Genomic DNA, 20,138 nt, shown 5'->3' with positions numbered 1-20,138 from the left:
GCCACGCTTGACCAGCAGAATCAGGACAGGCGTCGGTCTAAATCTGTGATCAGGCGATCGCTCACGGAGTATAGCGGACGCCACGATAGGTCAATTCTGCCCCGGGGTGGCGGAGACGAATAGGGGAATCGGCTGGCTGGTGGGCTGACCGAGAGGGACGAGGTTGAGCGGTGTCAGCCATGACCGAAGGTTCGTAAGGAACGCCGCGATAAATGAGTTTCATATTGAGTCAAACCTGGTGTGAGAAAGGAGCATCCGGCTAGTCACGCATCCGCGATCGCGAGTAATCGACCGTTGCGGTGAACTGGATTTAGTGTTCCTCCCGTGACAATAGAATCGCGGTTTGTCACAAATCATCAAATCGTCCGATCGAGGAGTCAGTTCCCTCCCGATCGAGGAGTCAGTTCCCTCAGACGGCGGCGATGACTCATCGCTTCCTCCCACTGAGGCAGCATTCCCCTCTGTTGGGGCGATCACGGATACAGGTACCCCTAGCGACCTAACCGCAGCCCAAACTGTCGCGGGTCGCGACTCCGGTCACTGGGTTAACGCCATCGGCGTGCTCACACATTTGCTTGATTTGATAGCGGTCTAAAATCGTGCCAGAAAAATCCGCTCCGGTGATGTCGGCCTCATAGAACGTGGTGCTGGTCATGATGGCATCGACGACGATCGCATTGCGCAGATCAGCCCCGTTGAATGAGACGCGATCGGCAAAAGACTGGGTCAGGTTCACCCCCGCCATGTGGGCTTTTTCAAAGACCCCTTTGGTGAGAATCGTTTCGCTCAAATCCGCATCGGTAAAGTCGGCTTCGTTAGCATTTGCCGCCGCCAATGATGATCCGGTCAAATCTTCCCCCGCAAACGAGCGGTTTCGGAGTTCCGCATAGGTGAAGTCTTCGGCGGCGATTGCGGCTCCCGTCGCCAGCGACAACATCCCCAGCAATACCCCCACACAGAGGATTCCACAGACCATGCGAGCGATTTTGAACATAAGCCTTTGACCTGAATTCACTTTTCTGATGATTGATGTCTTTACTTTAAAACGGATTAGCCCAGCCCATGGTCAACGCACAGTCGTCCCGCCAATCGGACATTAACCCCCTGCACAACTGCCACTCAGTGAGACGCGGAGAGCAATTTAGTCGAGCGATCGCACCGGGGTTTGCCCTCGAACCGCAGCGCCACCCGATCACCCAGCCAGCCCCGTCCCCTCGTCAAACCACGAAATTAGACGATATTTGGGACAATTTCTAAGCCATGATAAAAACGCAACGCGATTCTTACTGATTTATTTTTTCTAAGTTCATGAGTTCTCCCGACAGTGTGACCATTTTGCAGGTCGATGCCTTTACTGACTATTGTTTCGGTGGTAATCCGGCAGCCGTCTGTATGTTGTCAGCCCCGGCTAGCGAAACGTGGATGCGGGTCGTCGCCGCCGAAATGAACCTGTCAGAAACGGCCTTTTTATATCCGGTTGAAGACGGCTACCAGTTGCGTTGGTTTACCCCCGCCGCTGAAGTCGATTTATGCGGTCATGCCACTCTCGCCAGTGCCCATGTGCTGTGGAGCGAGGGCCAGTTAGCGGCTGATCAGACGGCTCGTTTTCATACCAAAAGTGGGTTACTCACCGCGAGTCAGCAAGCCGGGTGGATTACGCTCAACTTCCCGATTCAGCCAGTAGCGCCGGTCTCCGCCCCCCCGGAATTGCTCAAAAGTTTGCGGGGTTTGCAGCCAAAAACGGTGACCTACGGCGGCTCGGCAGAAGCCAATTATTTGGTGGAGCTGCCGTCGGAGGATTATGTGCGATCGCTCCAGCCCGATTTTGGCATGATGCGCCTATTGCCCGCCCAGGGGGTCATTGTCACCGCCCTGAGCGAAGACCCCGAGATTGATTTTGTGTCGCGTTATTTTGCCCCAGCTGTGGGCATCGAAGAAGACCCCGTGACCGGGTCGGCCCATTGCTCCCTCGTACCCTTTTGGCAAGAGAAACTGGGCAAGTCAGAATTTGTCGCCAAACAAGTCTCCCAGCGCGGCGGTTTATTGAAGGTGCAGCGGGCGGGAGATCGCGTGCTCATTAGCGGACAAGCGGTCACCGTGATGCAGGGCACGTTATTTTCGACCCCGACCCCAGCAGCCTAAACGGCCCCGCTTAGCGGGTGGTGGCCCGCTCGACCACTGAAAAGATGGGAACCCTGGAGCGGCTATGTCACAATGAAGGTCATCACGCAGTTAGGAGCAGGGTTAAGTGCTGGAAGCACAGGTGCATGAACAGTTGCGGGCATTTCTGCGACATCATCGCAACACCGACTGGCCCCATCATTTGACGATGGCTCGGTTGGCTGCGCGAGCACTGCGCTTGGGCCGCAGTTCTCTCATGCAGGTGGGGGCTTCGGCGCTGTATCAGGGGCACTATCGCCTCAGCTACCTCATGTCGCTGCTGCTGTGGCCCGACCCCGCCATTCTGGTACTGCCCGATGCCTTGCGCCAGACCGTCCTCTTGGGCGACATTCCCCGCCTGCAAGAATGGATGCCCTGTCAAAAGCCAGTGCAGTGGGGTAATGAATGGCCCCACGCCGATTTTCAAGGCTTGTTCATCACCAGTCCGGAAGTGTGGCTGCGCGATCGCCTGCACCACCAAAATCGTTTTCCCAGCCACGTTCCCGTTTTCATTGACGGGGCCGACGAACTGGAGTTTTGGATCCGCGATGTCTTAACGGTCAAACTTGACGCCGATGCCTGGCAAACCCTCATGCAGGCTTATCCCCAGCACCAAGCGCTGATCCGCGATACGCGCGTCAGCCTGACCCATCAAGTCTTCAAGCATCCGGCCAACCCCTACCACTGCCACCTGGTGGATGAGCCTGAACGGCAATCCCTGATGGCCCTGCGGGAAGTCCTGTTGGATGGGGATGCCTCCCAAACCGGAATGCCGCCCCAATGGCAGCGCTTTTGGGCGCAGATGAATCGACCCGAATCCTTACATTGGGCGGCCTTAGATCGAGCTAGCGGGCGCTGGACGCTGAACTGTGCCCCCGTAGACGTGGCGACCTTTATGACCGCGCACTGGCAACAGCAGCCCCTGGTGTTGATGGGCGGCGCCCTCGACGCCACCACCGACGCCACCGACTTCCGGCAACGCTTGGGCTTGGGCGAAATGACGTGCCTCAAATTCAACCCCGATCGCCACACCGAAGAAATTCAACTCTACTTGCCCGATCGCATTCCCTTGCCTAACACCGCTGAGTTTCAGCCCGTATTGCAAGACGAGCTAGCGTATCTCGTGGTCGCAGGCACCAGTCGCGGTGGTTTTACCGTAGTCCTGGTGGATGACACCCCCCTCAAGCGGCAAGTCGCCACAACGCTGGCGTCGCAGTTTGGCTCACGGGTACAAGTCGAAACCACAGACCTCCCTGCCAATGGCGTGCTTGTCACCGGCTGGCGCTTTTGGCAAACTCACCAAACCCAGTTGCCGTCACCCAATTTGTTGGTACTCGCGACGTTGCCCCTCCCGTCTTTAGAAAATCCTCTAGTGGCTGGACGAGTCACTTACTACAAGCGATCGCGCCAAGACTGGTTTCGGTTATATCTACTGCCGACCGCCCTGATGGAACTGCAACGGGCGATCGCTCCGGTACGGGCCAACCAGGGCACCGTCGCCATTTTGGACAATCGAGTCAACCATCGCAGCTATGGTCGGCAGATTTTAGAAGCGCTGAATCCTGCCATTCGCCTGCATCAGCGGCAGCATTTGTGGCTCTCCGAGCCCGCCACCCTCTCCCCCCGACAACAGCGCTTTTAGAACGCGGTATGATGGCGAGTGATCGTCGCCAGACTCCGTCAGCGCGATCGCCGTTCACTTGTAGACACCCCCCATCAAAGGTCTGCCATGGGAGAAGCTAAACGCCGTAAAGAAAAACTCGGCGAAGACTACGGTAAGCAAGAAAACATTTTGCCCTGGGTGCCCATCACCAAAGATCAGAGCGAAAAGTTCGTCAAATGGACAACCCAAGGAGCCTGGATTGGCATCTTTGCCATGATTGCCCTCTGGGTAACGGTACGCTTTATCGGCCCCGGCTTTGGCTGGTGGGATGTCACCTAATTAGCGATCGCGCTGCCTCACTAGCCACTCGCACAGCCGCGCAGCATCGCCGATTTAGGATGGGGATTTAATGATGTGTGGACAGCCGTCTCGGCTGTCCAAGTCCAGACAAGTTGCCTGCACAACAAAACTTGGATTTTACAAAATCCTGATTCCTTAGCCGACATGCCGTTATCGCGATCGCCTCCGGCCCAGCAGCCACCACAAGCCAGCGGTAATTACCATACTGCCCGCCGCAAAAAAGCTGAGCACCACCCCAAAGGGCAGTTCCACCGACTGGAGCCCCAAAAATTTGATAGCGACAGGGGTAGCATTTTGTACGGAAAGGATAGCGATCGCCACGATCCAAATCGCGGGCACAATTACAAGCAAAAGTTTTTGCATAGCAAACACGGGTGGGCTGGCATCACAGCCATTCTGCCACTCTCACGGCTCATAAATGACAGTTGCCAGCGGACCCCTTCTTTAGGTAATCTATTAGACCGGGCGTTTGAAGGAAAATTATGGCTAAGCGAGTTCAAGTCGTTTTACAAGAAGACATTCGTAAGTTAGGGATTTCGGGTGACCTGGTTGAAGTGGCTCCCGGCTATGCCCGTAACTATCTGTTTCCCCGTGGGCTAGCAGTGCGCACCACCCCTGGCGTGCTCAAGCAGGTAGAGCGTCGCCGCGAAGAAATTCGCCAACGCTTAGAGCAAATCAAAAATGATGCCGAAGCGATGAAAACAGCCTTGGAAACCATTGGCATGTTTGTCATCAAAAAGCCTGTCGGCGAAGATGAGGCGATTTTTGGCACCGTCACTTCGAGCGATGTGGCTGAAGCGATTCAACTAGCGACGCAAAAAGAAGTGGATCGCCGCGACATCTCCGTTCCCGACATCAACAAGCTCGGTGAATACAAAGTCACGATCAAGCTTCATGCCGACGTGACCTCGACTATCAACATTCGTGTTGCTGCTGACTAAGCCAACTTAGAACGCCCATATTGCAAAACAGGTTAGGTCAACAGCCTAGCCTGTTTTGTTGTGTTGGCCGATTTTGATGAATGGGGATTAGTAAGGTCTGTTCAGCGACACTGATGATTTAGCGCGGACATAACACTCACTAGATAAGAGTCCTGCACATTAGAGGATTATCGAGATCAGGCTAGCCGTGAACGGCAACGAGGCTTGTGTGACATCCATTGCAGGTATAAGGATTTTCTACCCATGCTTCAATAACTGATCAGATGCTGCCACCAATGGTGTCGGCCACGCCTCGTACCATGGCCTTGAGCTCAGGTTGAGCAAATTACATTGCGCTGGTGGAACCAGGTACAGATGCCGCCGTGGCCATCGATCGCAATTCACTACGTGATTGCCCCGGCAGGTCAGCATCCGTCACCAGCCGGTCAACGTTAAAGCGATAGCCGACATTTCTCACGGTTTGAATAATGCTGGGTTGGCGCGGGTCGGCTTCAATCTTTTTGCGCAATGACAGGATATGCGTATCAACCGTACGTGGATTATCGATCGCATCCGGCCAAGCCCGCTGCAAGAGATCACTGCGGCTCAAGGGTTTGCCACTGACCTGCGTGAGTACATACAGCAAGCTAAATTCCTGGGGCGTCAGGTCAATGTATTCATCACGGTAACGCACTCGCCGCTGCACCAAGTCGATATACAGCGAGCCATAGTTAAGTGAAGCTGGCGCACTGAGACGATTGAGGCGGCGGGCCAAAGCTTCGACTCGTGCTAAAAATTCGCGCATGCCAAATGGCTTAGTCAAATAATCATCAGCCCCGGCCTTGAGCCCAGCCACAATGTCAGCTTCTGTATCACGTGCCGACAACATCAGAAGATAACTGTTGCCCTGCTGCACAATCCACTGACAAAACTCCAAGCTATTGCTGCCCGGCAGTTGCGCATCTAAAACCACTAAGTTGGGTTGATGAGTCTGATACGCTTCGCGCGCCCGCACAATATCGGCAGACTGATGTACGCGATAGCCTGATTGCTGCAAGTGCCACCCCAACAGCGATCGCAAATGAGGGTTGCCCTCAATAACTTGAATAGTCGCTATAGCCACCAATCTTCTCTGTACAGGATCCTAAAAGTGACCATCAACATAACAAAGCGTAACGGAGTTTTTTGTAACGGCAACTACCTGAGTTTGAGGCCAAGCCAGCGTTTCAGCGAAAGCCAGTAGAGCTTCGCAATGATCGGCCCTTCTCGGTTCCCAGTCGTTCTCGTTGATGCAGTTCGGGACAACCAGAGTGAACTGATGGGAGGAGCCCCATCGGGCTTACCCAGCAGCCATTTGCGGGGCTCAGCACAAGCCCCCCACTTCAGAAGTTTTCTCAGCAGCAATCGGGTGACTGGCATTGCAGTTCGTAGATCAATCACCCCTCAAACACCACCGCCTTAGCGCAACTTTTTGTAAAGCTCACTAGGCCAAACGGGTACCCAACCCCTTAAACTCTCCTCTTGGTGGAACTTATTTTCTCCACTAACTGGACATTTATCAAAGATATTGGTGACTAAACCATCATGAAAAACTTTGTTTGGAGTCTCTGTCTCATCTGCCTGGCCTGGTTAATGACAATGGCGCCTGCACTCGCCGGAGATAGCGCCCATGGCGGCCAGATATTTGCTAGCAATTGTGCGGCTTGTCATATTGGTGGCGGCAATGTGGTCAATGCCGCCAAAACCCTGAAGTTGGCAGATTTAGAACAATACGGCATGGCTTCTCTAGAGGCCATCAAAACCCAGGTAACCAATGGCAAGAGTGCCATGCCTGCTTTTGCTGGACGTCTCACCGAGGAAGATATTGAAGATGTCGCTACCTACGTTTTGGCGCAAGCGGAAAAAGGTTGGTAAGCCACTGCTTGGCAAATTGGTGAGCCTTTTCCTGGTCTTAGTGACTTGGGGCGTTATGGAAGGGGCGATCGCCGCCCCTTATTCACCCTTAAAGCAGGGCATCGAGGCTTTACAGCAGCAACATTATGAAGCGGCTCTGCAGCATTTTGCCGCTGCGGCAGAGTCAGGTCAGACGGTTGGTGATGCGTATAGCTATCAGTGTTTGACCTTCCTCATGCTCAATAAGCCTCAACAGGCTACTGAGCATTGCCAGGCGGCACTCAAGGTAGATGCAGAACATCCCCAAGCGCGGTTTTATCAAGGATTGGCACATTATCGGTTGGGGCAATTTGAGGCGGCGATCGCCGCTCTCAATCATCATCTTGCGGCTCATCCCGATGATTCGCGTGCTTATTACAACTGTGGTCTGGCTAAGTTTGCCCAGGGAGATGTGCGAGGCGCGATCGCTCAATATCACCAAGCGCTCACTTATGCCGCCGCACTGACGACGATGGAAATGTCCAATCTTTACAACGATTTGGGGGTCGCTTATTGGGCCACTGACGCCATGCCAGAAGCCAAGTTCGCCCTCGATCAAGCCGTAGCGATGGACACCCAAGACACCCGCGCATATTTTAATCGCGGCTGTATCTGTCACCATTTAGGCCACTACCAAGCGGCCCTCCAGAACTTTGAGCAAGTGCTAGCACTCGATCCTCACCATGCCTCAACCTATCTGAATCGAGGGATAGTACAGCAACAACTCGGCAACCTCTCAGCCGCGCAGCAAGATTACCAAACGGCCGCTGAGCAGTTTCGTCAGCAGGGCGATTTAACCCATGCGCAACAAGCTCAGTTGCGCTGGCATCAGTTACAGAAATCTCCAGCAGCTGTAGGTTAAGCATTGGTCGTTGAGTCAAGGCTTGATACCCAGATTTGAGTTGACAGCAGTTGGAGATGGCTAATTCTCAACTTGTAGACAATGTCCGAACTTTGCACTTTCTCTAAAACATGTCCAAATTCATCACAACATTCGCAACGACTGCCCTTTTAACGCTCGGGTATGCCGCGATCGCTCCCGCTGAGTTGCGCGCCGATATGGGTCACGATCACGGCCGCGGCTCTGCTGACATGCATCACGAAGGCAGTGAGCCCACAGCGCCCCCTTCAGAGACACCGCCTAGCGGTGGGCATGGTGACCATGGCAGCCATAGCCATGGCATGCTGATGATTCCAGCGGGGGAACCCATCCCCGAGATTACGGTTGATATTTTTCCCGATCCCGTCGCTGGCTGGAATTTACAAGTCCAGACTGCCAACTGGGCATTTGCCCCTGAAGCCGTGAATACTGCTAGCAACCTTACCGAGGGCCACGGCCATCTCTACATCAATGGCGAAAAAGTAACCCGCATTTACAGCGAGTGGTTTCATCTGCCCAGCTTGCCCCCCGGCGAGCATGTTTTGACGGTAGGGCTCAACGCCAACGGTCACGAAGCTCTGATGTACAACGGTGCTCCCATTGAGGCTTCGGTCACGGTAATAGTGCCTGAACCCACTCCTACTGAATCCTAGTCGCCACCGATTCATTGCTCGGGGGTGTGCCTGTGGTGAAGCCCTCGATGCATTTGATGCATTTACAGCGATCGCCGACGAAACATGAGCGACTGACCTCGCCCCTTTCACAACGGCCAGTCTCACTCAAGCATGGTCATGGGTCGATTGCAGTGGTGGTCAGCGCATGGAATTGGGATCAAGCATCAAGGGTGCTGATCCCAGCGCGGCAGATATCTACCGCATTTGTGGGGTGTACTGCGATCGCTATCAACATTGCTGGCTAGCGCTCTTCCGTGGAACCGCCTAGCTCAACTCCCAAACGCACAAGGTTCTCCCAAAAGCGATTTCGTCAGCGCATCAAAACAATTCCTATGGAACGGCTTCCAACTGTTCTGACGAAGCCGCTTTCCTACAACGGCAACCCCCCCACCGCCTTCAAGAATTAATTGCGTCTCAACAATAACAAGACGTAGTACATGAGGTTGAGCAGTGCAGTGAAGGCAGTTGCCACATAGGTGAGGGCAGCAGCTTGCAACACAGCCTTCGCACCTTTGTTTTCTTCGCCCTGCAGAATGCCGTATTCGTCAATGAGATTTAATGCGCGACGAGAGGCATCAAATTCTACTGGTAAAGTCACAACATGGAATAGCAAAACTGCGGCAAACAGAATGACCCCTACCCAAGCCAGGCCAAACAGTTGCAGCATAAACCCCGCGAAGATCAAGATGGGACCCAGGCGCGAGCCTAAATTCACTGCGGGCACGAGACTTGCCCGCAGATTCATAAATTTGTAGTCGTCTACATCTTGCAAAACGTGGCCACACTCATGAGCGGCCACGGCGGCAGCAGCCAAAGATGTCGAGCCATAAATCCCCTGAGACAGACGCACGGCCTTTGCCCCGGGATCATAGTGATCGGTCAGCTCTCCAGGCACCTGCTCGACTTTGACACCCTGGACACCCATTTTATTGAGGATGGTTTGAGCAACTTGAGCGCCGGTCATTCCCATCGTGGAAGGCACCTGAGAGTAACGTCGATACGTGCCCTTGACTTTGTTTTGAGCCCACATGGTGGCAATCACGCCGGGCACCATAAAGACGAGGTAAATCGGATCAAAATACATGACAGTTGAACCCAAAGAGAGCAAAAATGCGTAAACGCAATGACAATACAAACCGGATCAAAGTTGTTGGCATTGTCGTCTTGAAAATTTGTCCGACAGAGCCTGAGCTTAAATGATGCCAGATTCTGCACTGATCCGGGCCTTAAGCTTTGCTAAAAGCTGCGTTTCAGCTTTGTGTCAGTGTCAAGATTAGGCCAGAACGAACCCGCTCAGCACCAACTGCATCCTCCCCACAACACAGTCTCAGAATTCATTAAAGTCACCAAAATGCGTTGGTGACTACACCAACGCACAAGCCCCTGAGCAGTGCATTGCGCCTGACGCTTACGTCACCATGCCGTTGAAAAGTATGGGCGATACTGGGTTCGAACCAGTGACCTCTTCCGTGTGAAGGAAGCGCGCTACCACTGTGCTAATCGCCCTAGGACTTATGACAATAACATACGTTTAGGTCTTCTTTTGCTGAATGCGGCGCGAAGAAGTGGGAGCAGCGATCGCGTCACTCCCTATCCGCCCTTCCATCACCATGAGGCGAGACAAACTTTAGCCAATATTGGCATTAGGGTCTGACACACCTTGAGCGGCTTGCAAATGAGCCTGCACCGTCGCTTGAAATTCTTGTTTGTGAATCTCTGTGCCCTGGCGCAAGTTACCCGGCGTGTCGAAAAAGACCATGCTATCCAAACTTTTGAGGGCCAGCATTTGAAATAGGATGTGCGTTACCGGGATGGGGATCGCCATGATCTGGGGATTTTTGGCGGTGTTGGGATCGGATGCGGCATCCTTCAGAGTGGCAAAGCCATAGAGCACGTTTTTGCGCACATTGGGCTCTAACCGATTGCTCAAGGTCGTCATGACCCAGCTTTTACTCAAGTTTTGCAAAATGTAGTACTGCCGATGCTTGAGACGTTCGGCAAAGGTGATCAGCACGGGCGCGATCGCCTCTAGCGTCGGCCCAGTCACCCCATCATTGGGAGCATTTTGCACCAGAGTTTGAATTTGCGCTTGTAAGTCTTCCATATACGTAAGGATAAAAAAGATGCAGTAATGCCAGGCTATGTACAGCGCAAACTAACTTAACGACTGGGGCGGTATCACCGCTATCCTAAGTTCAGCGCCCATTCATGCTATTACACTCTGTTCCTTGTGTAAGCCTTTCTTCAGCTGTAAATGGGTAGATAGTGATTTCACGTAAGTTTTCGGGCAATCTGAAAAAGAATCATTACCATTAGCCAACTACCACCCGTGTCGAAATGGCACATCAACAACCCACAGAATCGGCTCTTGGCAAGGGACAATGCCACATTGCCTCATCCAAAAGCTCCTGTGTTACTGTTTGAGGGATCATCTGCATCGGGGTAGTTCTTCCGAAGCGTGGAAGTACTTTTAGAAAAACTTTACCAAGAGCTGAAGCAAGCCACCCGCGCCTCTGACAGTAATAGTCGGGCGATCGCGAAGCGTCTAACCCATGAGGTACAGCGGATCTGTACCCAAAGCCAGCGTATTCAAGATTCTGGTGAGGTTGAAGCGTGGGCGCATAACCTCGCGATGCACCGCTTAAATCAATGTCTCAAGTATTACCGCTGTGGCTCGATTAAAGGTCGGGTGGAGCTGCACAGCACCCTCAGCGCGATCGTCTATCGATACATTTCACTCCCCCACGCCCAGGCCAGTTATCAAGCTCGGCTCAATTTAATTGAAGACTTTCTACAAAACTTCTACCTCGAATCGCTTAATGCCTTTCGGCGAGAAAACGAAACTGCACCCGATTATCAACCGCGCACCTTATTAGAACTGGCCGAGTACATGGCCTTTACTGAGCGCTATGGTAAACGCCGCATTCCGCTACCGGGCCGACGCAGCCAACAACTCATTATTTTGCGTGCCCAAACCTTTGCCAAACAGCAGCCCCCAGAAGCCACCCTAGATATTGAAAAAGCAGCGGACGGCGGGAGCCATGACACCGATGACGTACGGGATAATCTGCCCACCAAGCGATTGCGCGAAAAATTAGTCGATCAGCAAGACAGCCTGCCCGAAGAAGTCTTACGGAATCGAGTCATCGAAGCCTTGCTCAGCTATCTCAAAGAGCGAAATCAAGAAGACTGTGCCGATTATTTCACGCTGCGTCTCCTTGATTTACCTACCACTGAAATTGAGTCGATGTTGCAGCTAACGTCGCGGCAGCGCGATTATTTGCAGCAACGCTTTAAATATCACCTCGTGCGCTTTGCGTTATCGCACCACTGGGATATCGTCCATGAGTGGTTAGAGGCCGACCTAGAGCGAAATTTAGGGCTGGCGCCCCGGCAATGGGATACCCTGCTGCAACGTCTCAGCGAAACCCAGGTTAAGTTGTTACAGCTCAAACAAGACGGATTCGCCGATGCGGAAATCACGCAAAAGCTCGGCTTGACGCCAACGCAGTTGCAAAAACAATGGACCAAACTCTTGGAACAGGCTTGGGAAATCCGTAACCTTTAATTTGTCAGCTTTGATTTGAATTGTCCGGAAGGGAGTCTACCCGTGATGAAAAGTGACGCAGATACGATTCGAAGCTTTCTAATTGGGCTCTTAGAACACTTTAGCCAGCTAGATGCTTCGCCATCAGGGCAGGTTGATGCAACGAAGGGTACCGCCGCGCCGCCTGGGTTGGCCCCCGACTCACCAACGACCGTAGAAAGGGCATCGGCTAGTGCCTCTGATCCGGCAGTTGAGGCAGCGATCGCCCCTCATCAGTTTTCATCACCTGAAGTTCCCCCGATTTCTGAACTTGGAGAGTTACCTTCCGTGCAAGATCATTTTCAGACTGTGTTAAAACGCCGTCTCCAGATTGAAATTAGTCAAAATCCCCCCCGCTTTCCTTGGGAATCAACCGTCACGGACTACCCGGTAGAACTGACTGAAGCGAGCACCTATCCCTGGCTCGTCCAACTGCGATCGCTCGCTTTGCCCACCACGTTGCCCGATGACATCTTGACGGGATTGCTGAGCCGCTGCCAGGAACTCATTCGGGAGTCGCTGCAACCCGGCGTGCAGTTGGTCAAAGCCGTCGAAAATTTATTTCCGGATCAGCCCCAAGCGATGGATCAAATCGCGGGTCTGGTGTTAGCAAATGCAACCATGCGTAGCAGCACCGCCACCCAGGATATGGCCGCCTTGAAAGCCGCCTTTCCCGATGGCTATGACGGTGCCAATCCACAGCAACAAGTCACCCTGACCATGCTGGCGGCCAAAGATATTTTAGAAACGTTGACCTTGTCATTGACGCCACAGCAACCGCTGCAAGCGCGGCAGTGGCAAACTTCGGAAGGGGCTGTGGCCATCACCGCCCAGTATCAAGTTGGGCTGCCGAATCACATTAGCTTGGCCGTAGCAGTGCCTTGTGCCAGTCAAATGACCCTGCCGAGTCTGGGCCAAACGGTCACCCAAACTCGCCCTGGCACCCTGAACTTGACGCTGCCAGAACCGATCGCCGACACGACTTATCCGGTCGAGGTCTATTTCAGCGGCACCGAGGCCGCCCCGCTCACCTTTGCGATTCGCTGGAGCGAGTCGACTTAACCAACCGCAGGTGACTGTTAACTTTATTGCCCGACCTGTCGTCTACGAGAGGTCGGTTTTATCATCATTGAGGGATCAACAAGGTTGGGGATGACGGTGCGATTGACCTGTGCCCCTCTCCCTACCGGAGCTAGTTGATGAGGGATGAGCGCGATCGCCCTTGACCTTTTCAGTCAGCTGGGATACACCTATGGCGTGGATTGCCAAAACGCATCATGAAAGCATTTTTTCTCGGCATAACAAAACTGACATTGGGGATCTTTTTGGCCTTCATTTTGATGTCTTTGGCAGGCGTTGCCACCGCTCGTTACTTTATGGCCAAGCTGTCTGTCTTGCCGCCTAAGCCGGTTTATGAAAATGATGTTGCGCTTCAGGTTAACGCAGCTAATGCCCAGCCTGAGACTCCACCGGCTCCGGTCGAGACACCCCCCGCGCCAGCTCCCGCCGAAACGTTACCACCCGATAGTTATTTAGCCGTTGTCGTGCAGCCGATTGGTTTGGTCATGCGCTCGGGGCCGGGGGCCGAAAATCAGCAACTGGGCGGGATCGATTATCAAGACCAGGTAATTGTGCTGGAAACTGATGAAGCCGGAAACTGGCTTAAAGTGCGCGTCCAATCCACCGGACAAGAGGGCTGGGTCAAAGCGGGCAACACCGAGGCGATTAATGAGCCGCCCGCCCAGTAGGACTTTGGGTGGCGAGTCGCTCGGGAAACTGACATGCCTGACGCTGTTGACTGAATGCAGGATTGTGAACGAATGGTTCGTTCAGAAGAGACCCTTAGGCTGGTCTCAGGAGATATTGCCAGTCAAGCAACCTGTCTTCGCGCCTTTTAGTTAAGCAATCATGGCCCGCTGACTCCAGACCGAAGCGAGCCGCTTGGAACAAGCCGGCACCGAGGACATCATTGAGGGCAGCAGAGGCAGTTCCTCAATGGTCCAGCGGCCTGGTAACCAGCCGCTCGTCACCCACTGCTCGGTGGCGGCATCGTAGATACAAGCTTCGTCGTTGCGAGAGTTGATGCTAAAAAACGATTCCTTTTGAGAATGAGAACCCGACAAAATCGTCTCTGCCGTCGTGCGGGTAAACTGCCCAAACACCTCGTCAAAACTCATCATGAGGTTGCCCTGGGGTGTCAGAGCGATCGCCCGTAGCGATCGCACATTAAAGACATAATCTGACTGACCACCATAACTGTCACCAATCATGGTGCCAACTAACTCGTGACCCGAGGCAAAAGCATACACAAAACGGTAATGACTGGTTCGTAGACGCAAAGTCATAGATGGAGGCTCAACTAGAGAACGCATAGCCTGACCCGAAAAAATGGCTTGGTAGTAATGACAGAATTGGCTTCAGCATTCGTCCACAGGCTCAAAGGCCATCAGGCAGAGCTAGTGGGAACGTCTGCGGCGTAATTTTCAGTAGTTACGCGGTCATGGCACACCCTCGTTAATTAAAACTATAGTTTTCTACGGGGTAGATCCGTGTTTTTTCTGATGCATTTCACACAGGCTTGAAAAATCACTGCCCCAACCTGAAGGGATTATGAACAGAACTACATATTTTCAGCCGTGATCCCCTGCGTCCTAACTTCGGGGCGATCGCTGGTAACGGTTCGCAACGCAGAGAATGTTTACAGCCTGTGATCTTTAGGGGTCGACAGCATCAGGCAAAATCAAAGCAGACCAACGAGGAATAAGACATGTATCGAGCGGTCGTGAAGGGATTTGGTGGCATTGACCAGCTTGTGATAGAAGATGGGCCAACCCCAGCACCAGGGCCAGGGGAAGTCGTCGTGCGCCTTACTAGCATCGGCATGAACCATGCCGAGCTCATGGCCCGCCGGGGTGAATATCGCCTGGTTTCAGGCAATCCGCCCTTTATTCCGGGCCTAGAGGGCGGCGGTATCATTGAGGCCGTGGGCGAAGGCGTGAGTGATGCGCCCCGCGCCGAGCAGCAACGCACGGTGGGGCAGCGGGTCGTACTCACCCTCGACGCCCCGGCCAGTCGGGGCCTGGGGCAGGGCACTTACCAATCTCACTATGTGGTCGCAGCGGATAAAACGGTACTGGCGCCAGCGGCGATCGCCGATGAGTTACTAGGGGCGCTCTGGCTGCCCTTTTTAACCGCATGGGGCTGTCTCGTGTGGAAACAAAATATCCAACCGGGCGCGCGGGTGCTGATTCCGGCGGCGAGCAGCAGCGTGGCGATCGCCGCTTCGCAAGTGGTGAAATATTACGGGGGCCTAGCCGTCGGCACCACTACCCGCCCCGAAAAAGTCGAGCGCCTCGCCGCCTTACCCGAGGCCCGCTTTGACCATATCGTGGTGACCCACACGCCCAACTGGTGGCGCGAGGCCAAAAAGCTGACGGCGGGCAAAGGCTTTGATGTCATTTTTGATCCAGTTGCGGCGGGAGCATTTCTGAATCAGGAAATTCGGCTGCTGGCACCGCATGGCACCCTGTGGATTTATGGGCTGTTGGGCACCCCTGACACCGTCGATGTCACCCCGTTGATCCGCAAAATGGCGTCGATCCGAGGGTGGCTGTTGAATGAAATCGCGGCCAGTGGTTCTGAACAGAGTGCCTACCGCCACGTATTAGACCGGATAGCGGATGGCACCTATACTTTGCCCGTCGCTCAAACCTTCTCACTGCGGGATGTCCAAACCGCTCATGCCGTCATGGAGCGCGGCGAGCATTTGGGCAAGTTAATTTTGGTGCCTTAGGCGACCCTCAAGTCGTAGTCGCCGCCGCTGATATTAACGGCAAATCGATCAAAAAGCGGGTGCCGTGACCGGGCGTCGAGAGGCAATTGAGTTTGCCATGGTGCCGCTCGACGATGATTTGGTAACTAATCGCCATGCCGAGTCCGGTGCCTTGGCCGACGGGTTTGGTGGTGAAAAACGGATCCATCATGCGGCGCTTCACATGGTCGGGAATGCCGATGCCATTGTCAGTGAAGTGCAGGTGAATGCGATCGTCCGCCACCTGCTCCGTCCGCAAAATAATCTTGGGCAGCCACTGCGAAGTATGGGGGACAGCATGGGCTTGTTGAGTTTCCCACCTTTCATCCAGGGCATCGATCGCATTAGTCAACAAGTTCATAAAGACCTGATTCAACTGCCCCGGAAAGCACTCCACCAGCGGCAGGTCGCCATATTCCCGCACCACTTCAATTTCGGGGCGATCGCCGCGCGCCTTGAGCTTATTGCCGAGAATGGTCAGGGTACTATCCAGTCCTTGATGCAGATCCACCCGCTTGCGTTGTGCGCCCCCCTGGTGTGAAAAGTCCTTCAGCGATCGGACGATTTCCGTAATCCGTTCTGTGCCCCCGCGCATCGACTGCAAGATTTTCGGCAAATCTTCGACAAGGTAGTGAATGTCCATCGCCTTGACTTGCTTTTGAATGGCCTCAGAAGACTGGATCTCCGGGTCTGACAGATACAAATCAATCAGCTTCAGCAAGTCTGCGACATATTCATCTACATAGGTGAGATTGCCGTGAATAAAGCTCACCGGATTGTTGATTTCATGGGCCACCCCCGCCACTAGCTGCCCCAAGCTCGACATTTTTTCACTATGGACTAGCTGGAGCTGAGCTTCCTGTAGTTCCGCCAGGGTTTTTTCGAGGCGCTTGGCTTCTAAGTCCTTCGCCTCAGCCCGCAGAATCGCCGCTTCCGCCTGTTTGCGCAGCGTAATGTCCCGCACGATTAAGGTATAGCTATCTTCCGGCTGACTTTTCAGCGCCGCCACCGTCACCTCCACCGGAAACTCGCCCCCACTGCGTCGACGGCCCAGCAACTCATAGGGGGTGCCTTCTTCGCTGGCTGTCTGCACTAACTGCGCCAGCGCCAACGCCGACGCCAGGTCAGGATCTGGGGCAACCGTCTCGTTTAACAGCGCAGCGGCGGTGGGGGCAGCCACGACTAATAGCGTTCCAAGAGGAGTCCCCTGCAATTGCCCTTCTGCCAGGCCAAACATCTTCCGCACCGCCGGATTGGCCGACTGAATGCGCAAATCGCGCCGCGATACCGTCAAGATCACCTCGATCGCGCTCTCGACAATGGCGTCTGTACGAGCCAGCGCTTGCTCTAAGCTCCCAATGACGCGATTGTATCGAGCTGCAATTTGTCCGACAGGCGTAAAGGGTTCGACCGGGGCGCGTAGCCGCAGATCACCCGTGCGCTCTTGCCGCCGCATCACCGTAAAAAAATCGACTAAATCACTCGCAGCGCCATGTTCGGCAATATTGAGGCCAATGTGCTCATCGCGACGGCGCACCCGCAGCGGCCAGCGGCGATTGGTCAGCCACAGTAGAAAAAAAGTAATCCCAAACGCCCAAATGCTGGCCGTGACGATGCCCGCCAACTGCACGCCCAGTTGCGCCGCTCGGCTTAACCCCGTATCAAGCACGGTCAGATCACCAAACAGCGCCACCGCCAAAGTGCCCCAAATACCTGCCGCCAGGTGAACCGGAATCGCCCCCACCACATCGTCAATTTTGTAGCGCTGGAGCTGGGCCTCAGCAAACAACATGCACAGGCAGCCGATCGCCCCAATTAATATCGCGTTGTGGGTCGTGACCGCATGACAATTCGCCGTAATTGCCACCAAGCCCGCCAGCGAGCCATTCACCACCGCACTGACTCGTAGCTTTTGCTTTTGAAAAATGCTGATCAAAATCGGCATCACCAGCCCGGCAACTCCGGCCATCACCGTATTGGTAATAATGCCGGGCACCTGATCATTGAGCGCCAACACGCTGCCCCCATTAAAGCCAAACCAGCCAAACCAGAGCAGCAGCGTACCTAACAGCGATAACGGCAAGTCGTATCCGGTCAAGAATCGCCGCCGCCGCTTGCGCGAAAATCGCCCGATGCGCGGCCCCACAATAATGGCGGCCGCCAAAGCCACCCAGCCGCCGATACTATGCACGACGGTCGAGCCCGCAAAATCGACAAAGCCAAGCTGCCCCAACCAACCGCTGCTCTCACCCACATTCAGACCGTTCCAGGCCCAATGACCAAAAAACGGATAGATGAAGCCTGATACCAGCACGGAAATGGCGAGATAGCTGGAAAACCGCATCCGCTCGGCGACGGCACCGGAAACAATGGTGACCGCCGTGCTGCAAAACATCGCCTGAAACAGGAAAAACACCACAAACCAGGTTTCGCCTTGACCGACTTCGGGGGCCCACACATTGGTGCCCACCCAGCCATAGTGGGTTTGCCCAAACATGAGTCCATACCCAAACAGCCAGAAACACAGCACTGAAATGCCAAAGTCAGAGATGTTTTTAATAACGACATTGATGTTGTTTTTGCTGCGGGTGGTACCGGCCTCTAAGCACATGAAGCCCGCCTGCATCAAAAAGACGAGGCTGGCACTAATCAGCACCCAGAGAATATCGATCAGCGATGGAGTCATGCAGCTAGCATTCGCCTTGTCGGCAATGAGAGAAGTCTAAATTAAGCCAAGGTTAAATCAGCCGTTCGGTATACGGTATTCACCGACCCATCAATGCCGGCGTCTTTGCCAACACAACAACGATAAAACAGCAAAAATTATCAATAAAACCGGGGAGCATCAGGAGCGATCGCCCAGTCGGCAACAGGCATATCATGCCCGATAACAATAAAAACAATTGTAGTGAGAACTCTTTTAAAGCCGAAAAGCATCAATCAATAGGGAAAAACTGATTTGTGATATAGATTACCCACTTTTATCAGTGAGTCATGCGAGGAATCAGGAAAAATCCCTAAAATAGGCTGACTGGGGAGCGATCGCAGTTCCGGCAGAACCCCGAAACATCAGCCACTCAGCATCAATGCTTACCAGGCGATCGCGAGCTACCGCCACCACTTCCCCTGACGGGACTCAGACGACGCTTCCACGGCCCGACCGCAGGGGAATGATGGAGAGGACGGCTCAGACCTGAAACCACATCAGACCTGCATCCATTAAGGCTCTGGTGCCCCTGTATATCCGAATACGGCCTCGGGCCCCTCAGCAATGATTTTATTCAGAATCCCCTTGACGGCCTGGGTGTCATTCACAAACGGGAATTCCCCCCCCGGCACGGGTACGTCTAAAAACTGGCACAACGGCCCCCAACCATCCTTCACTTCAAACACCAATAGCCGTGATGCAGGAATCGTCCGCTGCACTTCTTCATTGTGTTCTTGAAAACGCTGAATCAGATACTCCTGATCATGCATCCGATCTTGTAGGTAGTCGTTGATGGTGGCCTGGATAAATTGGCCCATCTCAACGGACCTGAGGTACTCGATCCAATGGGGCGCGAAGATGGTTTCCTGAGTTGATTTGAACCACCGTTCCGGCTCTCGAACCGTCAGCACAACCTTGGCATCGGGATAGTAATCAGCCAGGGCCTGATAGCTGGAGCAGGCCGGAAAATCGACCGTGGCTCCAAACCCTGCAAACAGAGTATCCCAGTCCGGCTTACCGCCCGCCGCATCAATCCACTGCTGCCAGTGCTCTGGCCCTCGAGGCAGGCACTCGACCATGTGATAGCACGGGCCGAAGCCCAGTTGCTCTAACGCCACCTTCATACTCATGGTGCCGGTGCGCCCAAAGCCTGCACCGATGACTTGCAATGCCATGCTCTACCTCCGATTGACCGCAGTTGAGCCTGGATGGTTGCTCGTCACCGATCTCCCAAGCAGGCGGCTTAAGATGCAGCCTAGTTTACTGTTATGGGGGCATTAGAGTAGCCATGGCCCTATTAAACAGATACAAAACGACATTGCCGGGGGTCACGCCTCCTTACTCAATAAAGGCCCTAAACTGGCGAGGCTGATTGCTCTGGGCCATTTCAAAACTAAATTCGTATGAGCATCGGCTAATCAGGTACGTGTTTAGCGTCTGTGTTCGGTTGTCATTCCTCCCAGCAGAGAAAAGGAGGCTTAAGGTAGTGACTATCGCGCTGATAG

General features: G+C 53.9%; 21 protein-coding genes and 1 tRNA gene. 12 read left to right on the top strand and 10 right to left on the bottom strand.

The window, feature by feature from the left end:
* Positions 1–61 precede the first annotated feature (61 nt).
* Both DYY88_RS20035 and DYY88_RS20030 read right to left on the bottom strand, forming a co-directional pair.
* On the bottom strand, positions 62–223 hold the full coding sequence (locus DYY88_RS20035; protein WP_084607072.1) for a DUF4278 domain-containing protein: 162 nt from the start codon (positions 221–223) through the stop codon (positions 62–64).
* Between the two features lie 276 nt (positions 224–499).
* Complete coding sequence (locus DYY88_RS20030; protein WP_039727091.1) at positions 500–994, bottom strand: pentapeptide repeat-containing protein; 495 nt, start codon at positions 992–994, stop codon at positions 500–502.
* A gap of 314 nt (positions 995–1,308) precedes the next feature.
* Here DYY88_RS20030 and DYY88_RS20025 point away from each other — a divergent pair, with 314 nt between their 5' ends.
* The 3 genes from DYY88_RS20025 (at position 1,309) to DYY88_RS20015 (ending at position 4,102) form a co-directional block, all read left to right on the top strand.
* Positions 1,309–2,142, top strand: a complete 834-nt coding sequence (locus DYY88_RS20025; protein ID WP_044151233.1) for a PhzF family phenazine biosynthesis protein — start codon at positions 1,309–1,311, stop codon at positions 2,140–2,142.
* A 106-nt stretch (positions 2,143–2,248) separates the two neighbouring features.
* Positions 2,249–3,802, top strand: a complete 1,554-nt coding sequence (locus DYY88_RS20020; protein WP_039727089.1) for a helicase C-terminal domain-containing protein — start codon at positions 2,249–2,251, stop codon at positions 3,800–3,802.
* Between the two features lie 87 nt (positions 3,803–3,889).
* The gene (locus DYY88_RS20015; protein ID WP_039727087.1) at positions 3,890–4,102 is read left to right on the top strand and encodes a DUF2839 domain-containing protein; all 213 of its coding nucleotides are present in this window, start codon (positions 3,890–3,892) and stop codon (positions 4,100–4,102) included.
* 171 nt (positions 4,103–4,273) lie between these two features.
* Here the strand turns inward: DYY88_RS20015 and DYY88_RS20010 are convergent, their stop codons facing one another.
* Positions 4,274–4,486 carry a hypothetical protein gene (locus tag DYY88_RS20010; RefSeq protein WP_039727085.1) on the bottom strand — a complete coding sequence of 71 codons (213 nt, stop codon included), beginning with the start codon at positions 4,484–4,486 and terminating at the stop codon, positions 4,274–4,276.
* Between the two features lie 119 nt (positions 4,487–4,605).
* On the opposite strand from DYY88_RS20010, the gene rplI reads away from it, so the two are divergent.
* Positions 4,606–5,064, top strand: coding sequence for a 50S ribosomal protein L9 (gene rplI / locus DYY88_RS20005; RefSeq protein ID WP_039727083.1), 459 nt, complete (start codon positions 4,606–4,608; stop codon positions 5,062–5,064).
* A gap of 325 nt (positions 5,065–5,389) precedes the next feature.
* Here the strand turns inward: rplI and DYY88_RS20000 are convergent, their stop codons facing one another.
* Positions 5,390–6,166, bottom strand: a complete 777-nt coding sequence (locus DYY88_RS20000) for a response regulator transcription factor (RefSeq protein ID WP_039729921.1) — start codon at positions 6,164–6,166, stop codon at positions 5,390–5,392.
* A gap of 461 nt (positions 6,167–6,627) precedes the next feature.
* Here DYY88_RS20000 and petJ point away from each other — a divergent pair, with 461 nt between their 5' ends.
* The 4 genes from petJ (at position 6,628) to DYY88_RS24955 (ending at position 8,797) form a co-directional block, all read left to right on the top strand.
* Complete coding sequence (petJ, locus tag DYY88_RS19995) at positions 6,628–6,957, top strand: cytochrome c6 PetJ (protein WP_039727081.1); 330 nt, start codon at positions 6,628–6,630, stop codon at positions 6,955–6,957.
* Positions 6,914–7,837: a tetratricopeptide repeat protein gene (locus DYY88_RS19990; RefSeq protein WP_160299552.1), complete on the top strand. Its 924-nt coding sequence runs from the start codon at positions 6,914–6,916 to the stop codon at positions 7,835–7,837. Before petJ ends, DYY88_RS19990 begins: the two co-directional genes overlap by 44 nt.
* A gap of 110 nt (positions 7,838–7,947) precedes the next feature.
* Complete coding sequence (locus DYY88_RS19985) at positions 7,948–8,508, top strand: hypothetical protein (protein ID WP_052288436.1); 561 nt, start codon at positions 7,948–7,950, stop codon at positions 8,506–8,508.
* A 166-nt stretch (positions 8,509–8,674) separates the two neighbouring features.
* Positions 8,675–8,797, top strand: a complete 123-nt coding sequence (locus DYY88_RS24955) for a hypothetical protein (RefSeq protein WP_302849260.1) — start codon at positions 8,675–8,677, stop codon at positions 8,795–8,797.
* Positions 8,798–8,932: 135 nt separating this feature from the next.
* Here DYY88_RS24955 and DYY88_RS19980 read toward each other — a convergent pair whose 3' ends face one another.
* The 3 genes from DYY88_RS19980 to DYY88_RS19970 form a co-directional block, all read right to left on the bottom strand.
* Complete coding sequence (locus tag DYY88_RS19980) at positions 8,933–9,613, bottom strand: zinc metallopeptidase (RefSeq protein WP_039727078.1); 681 nt, start codon at positions 9,611–9,613, stop codon at positions 8,933–8,935.
* Between the two features lie 350 nt (positions 9,614–9,963).
* Positions 9,964–10,035, bottom strand: a tRNA-Val gene (locus DYY88_RS19975).
* Positions 10,036–10,156: 121 nt separating this feature from the next.
* On the bottom strand, positions 10,157–10,633 hold the full coding sequence (locus DYY88_RS19970; protein WP_039727077.1) for a hypothetical protein: 477 nt from the start codon (positions 10,631–10,633) through the stop codon (positions 10,157–10,159).
* A 354-nt stretch (positions 10,634–10,987) separates the two neighbouring features.
* Between DYY88_RS19970 and hetZ the strand changes: the two genes are divergently transcribed.
* The 3 genes from hetZ (at position 10,988) to DYY88_RS19955 (ending at position 13,863) form a co-directional block, all read left to right on the top strand.
* Complete coding sequence (gene hetZ, locus DYY88_RS19965; protein WP_039727075.1) at positions 10,988–12,097, top strand: heterocyst differentiation protein HetZ; 1,110 nt, start codon at positions 10,988–10,990, stop codon at positions 12,095–12,097.
* A gap of 45 nt (positions 12,098–12,142) precedes the next feature.
* Complete coding sequence (locus DYY88_RS19960; RefSeq protein WP_052288435.1) at positions 12,143–13,177, top strand: hypothetical protein; 1,035 nt, start codon at positions 12,143–12,145, stop codon at positions 13,175–13,177.
* Between the two features lie 215 nt (positions 13,178–13,392).
* Positions 13,393–13,863, top strand: coding sequence for an SH3 domain-containing protein (locus DYY88_RS19955; RefSeq protein WP_039727072.1), 471 nt, complete (start codon positions 13,393–13,395; stop codon positions 13,861–13,863).
* 150 nt (positions 13,864–14,013) lie between these two features.
* On the opposite strand, the gene DYY88_RS19950 is transcribed toward DYY88_RS19955, so the two are convergent.
* Positions 14,014–14,460, bottom strand: coding sequence for a hypothetical protein (locus tag DYY88_RS19950; protein WP_039727069.1), 447 nt, complete (start codon positions 14,458–14,460; stop codon positions 14,014–14,016).
* Positions 14,461–14,882: 422 nt separating this feature from the next.
* Here DYY88_RS19950 and DYY88_RS19945 point away from each other — a divergent pair, with 422 nt between their 5' ends.
* A complete protein-coding gene (locus tag DYY88_RS19945) occupies positions 14,883–15,908 on the top strand; it encodes a zinc-binding dehydrogenase (protein WP_039727066.1) in 1,026 nt (341 codons plus the stop codon).
* Positions 15,909–15,915: 7 nt separating this feature from the next.
* Here the strand turns inward: DYY88_RS19945 and amt are convergent, their stop codons facing one another.
* Together amt and DYY88_RS19935 are read right to left on the bottom strand one after the other, a co-directional pair.
* Positions 15,916–18,612 (bottom strand): ammonium transporter, encoded by a 2,697-nt coding sequence (amt, locus tag DYY88_RS19940; protein ID WP_052288434.1) that lies wholly within the window; start codon positions 18,610–18,612, stop codon positions 15,916–15,918.
* Positions 18,613–19,145: 533 nt separating this feature from the next.
* Positions 19,146–19,808 (bottom strand): sulfotransferase family protein, encoded by a 663-nt coding sequence (locus DYY88_RS19935; protein WP_039727063.1) that lies wholly within the window; start codon positions 19,806–19,808, stop codon positions 19,146–19,148.
* Positions 19,809–20,138: the final 330 nt, after the last annotated feature.

Source organism: Leptolyngbya iicbica LK, assembly GCF_004212215.1.
GTDB classification, from domain to species: domain Bacteria; phylum Cyanobacteriota; class Cyanobacteriia; order Phormidesmidales; family Phormidesmidaceae; genus Halomicronema; species Halomicronema iicbica.
This window is presented reverse-complemented; position numbering and strand designations above follow the sequence as displayed.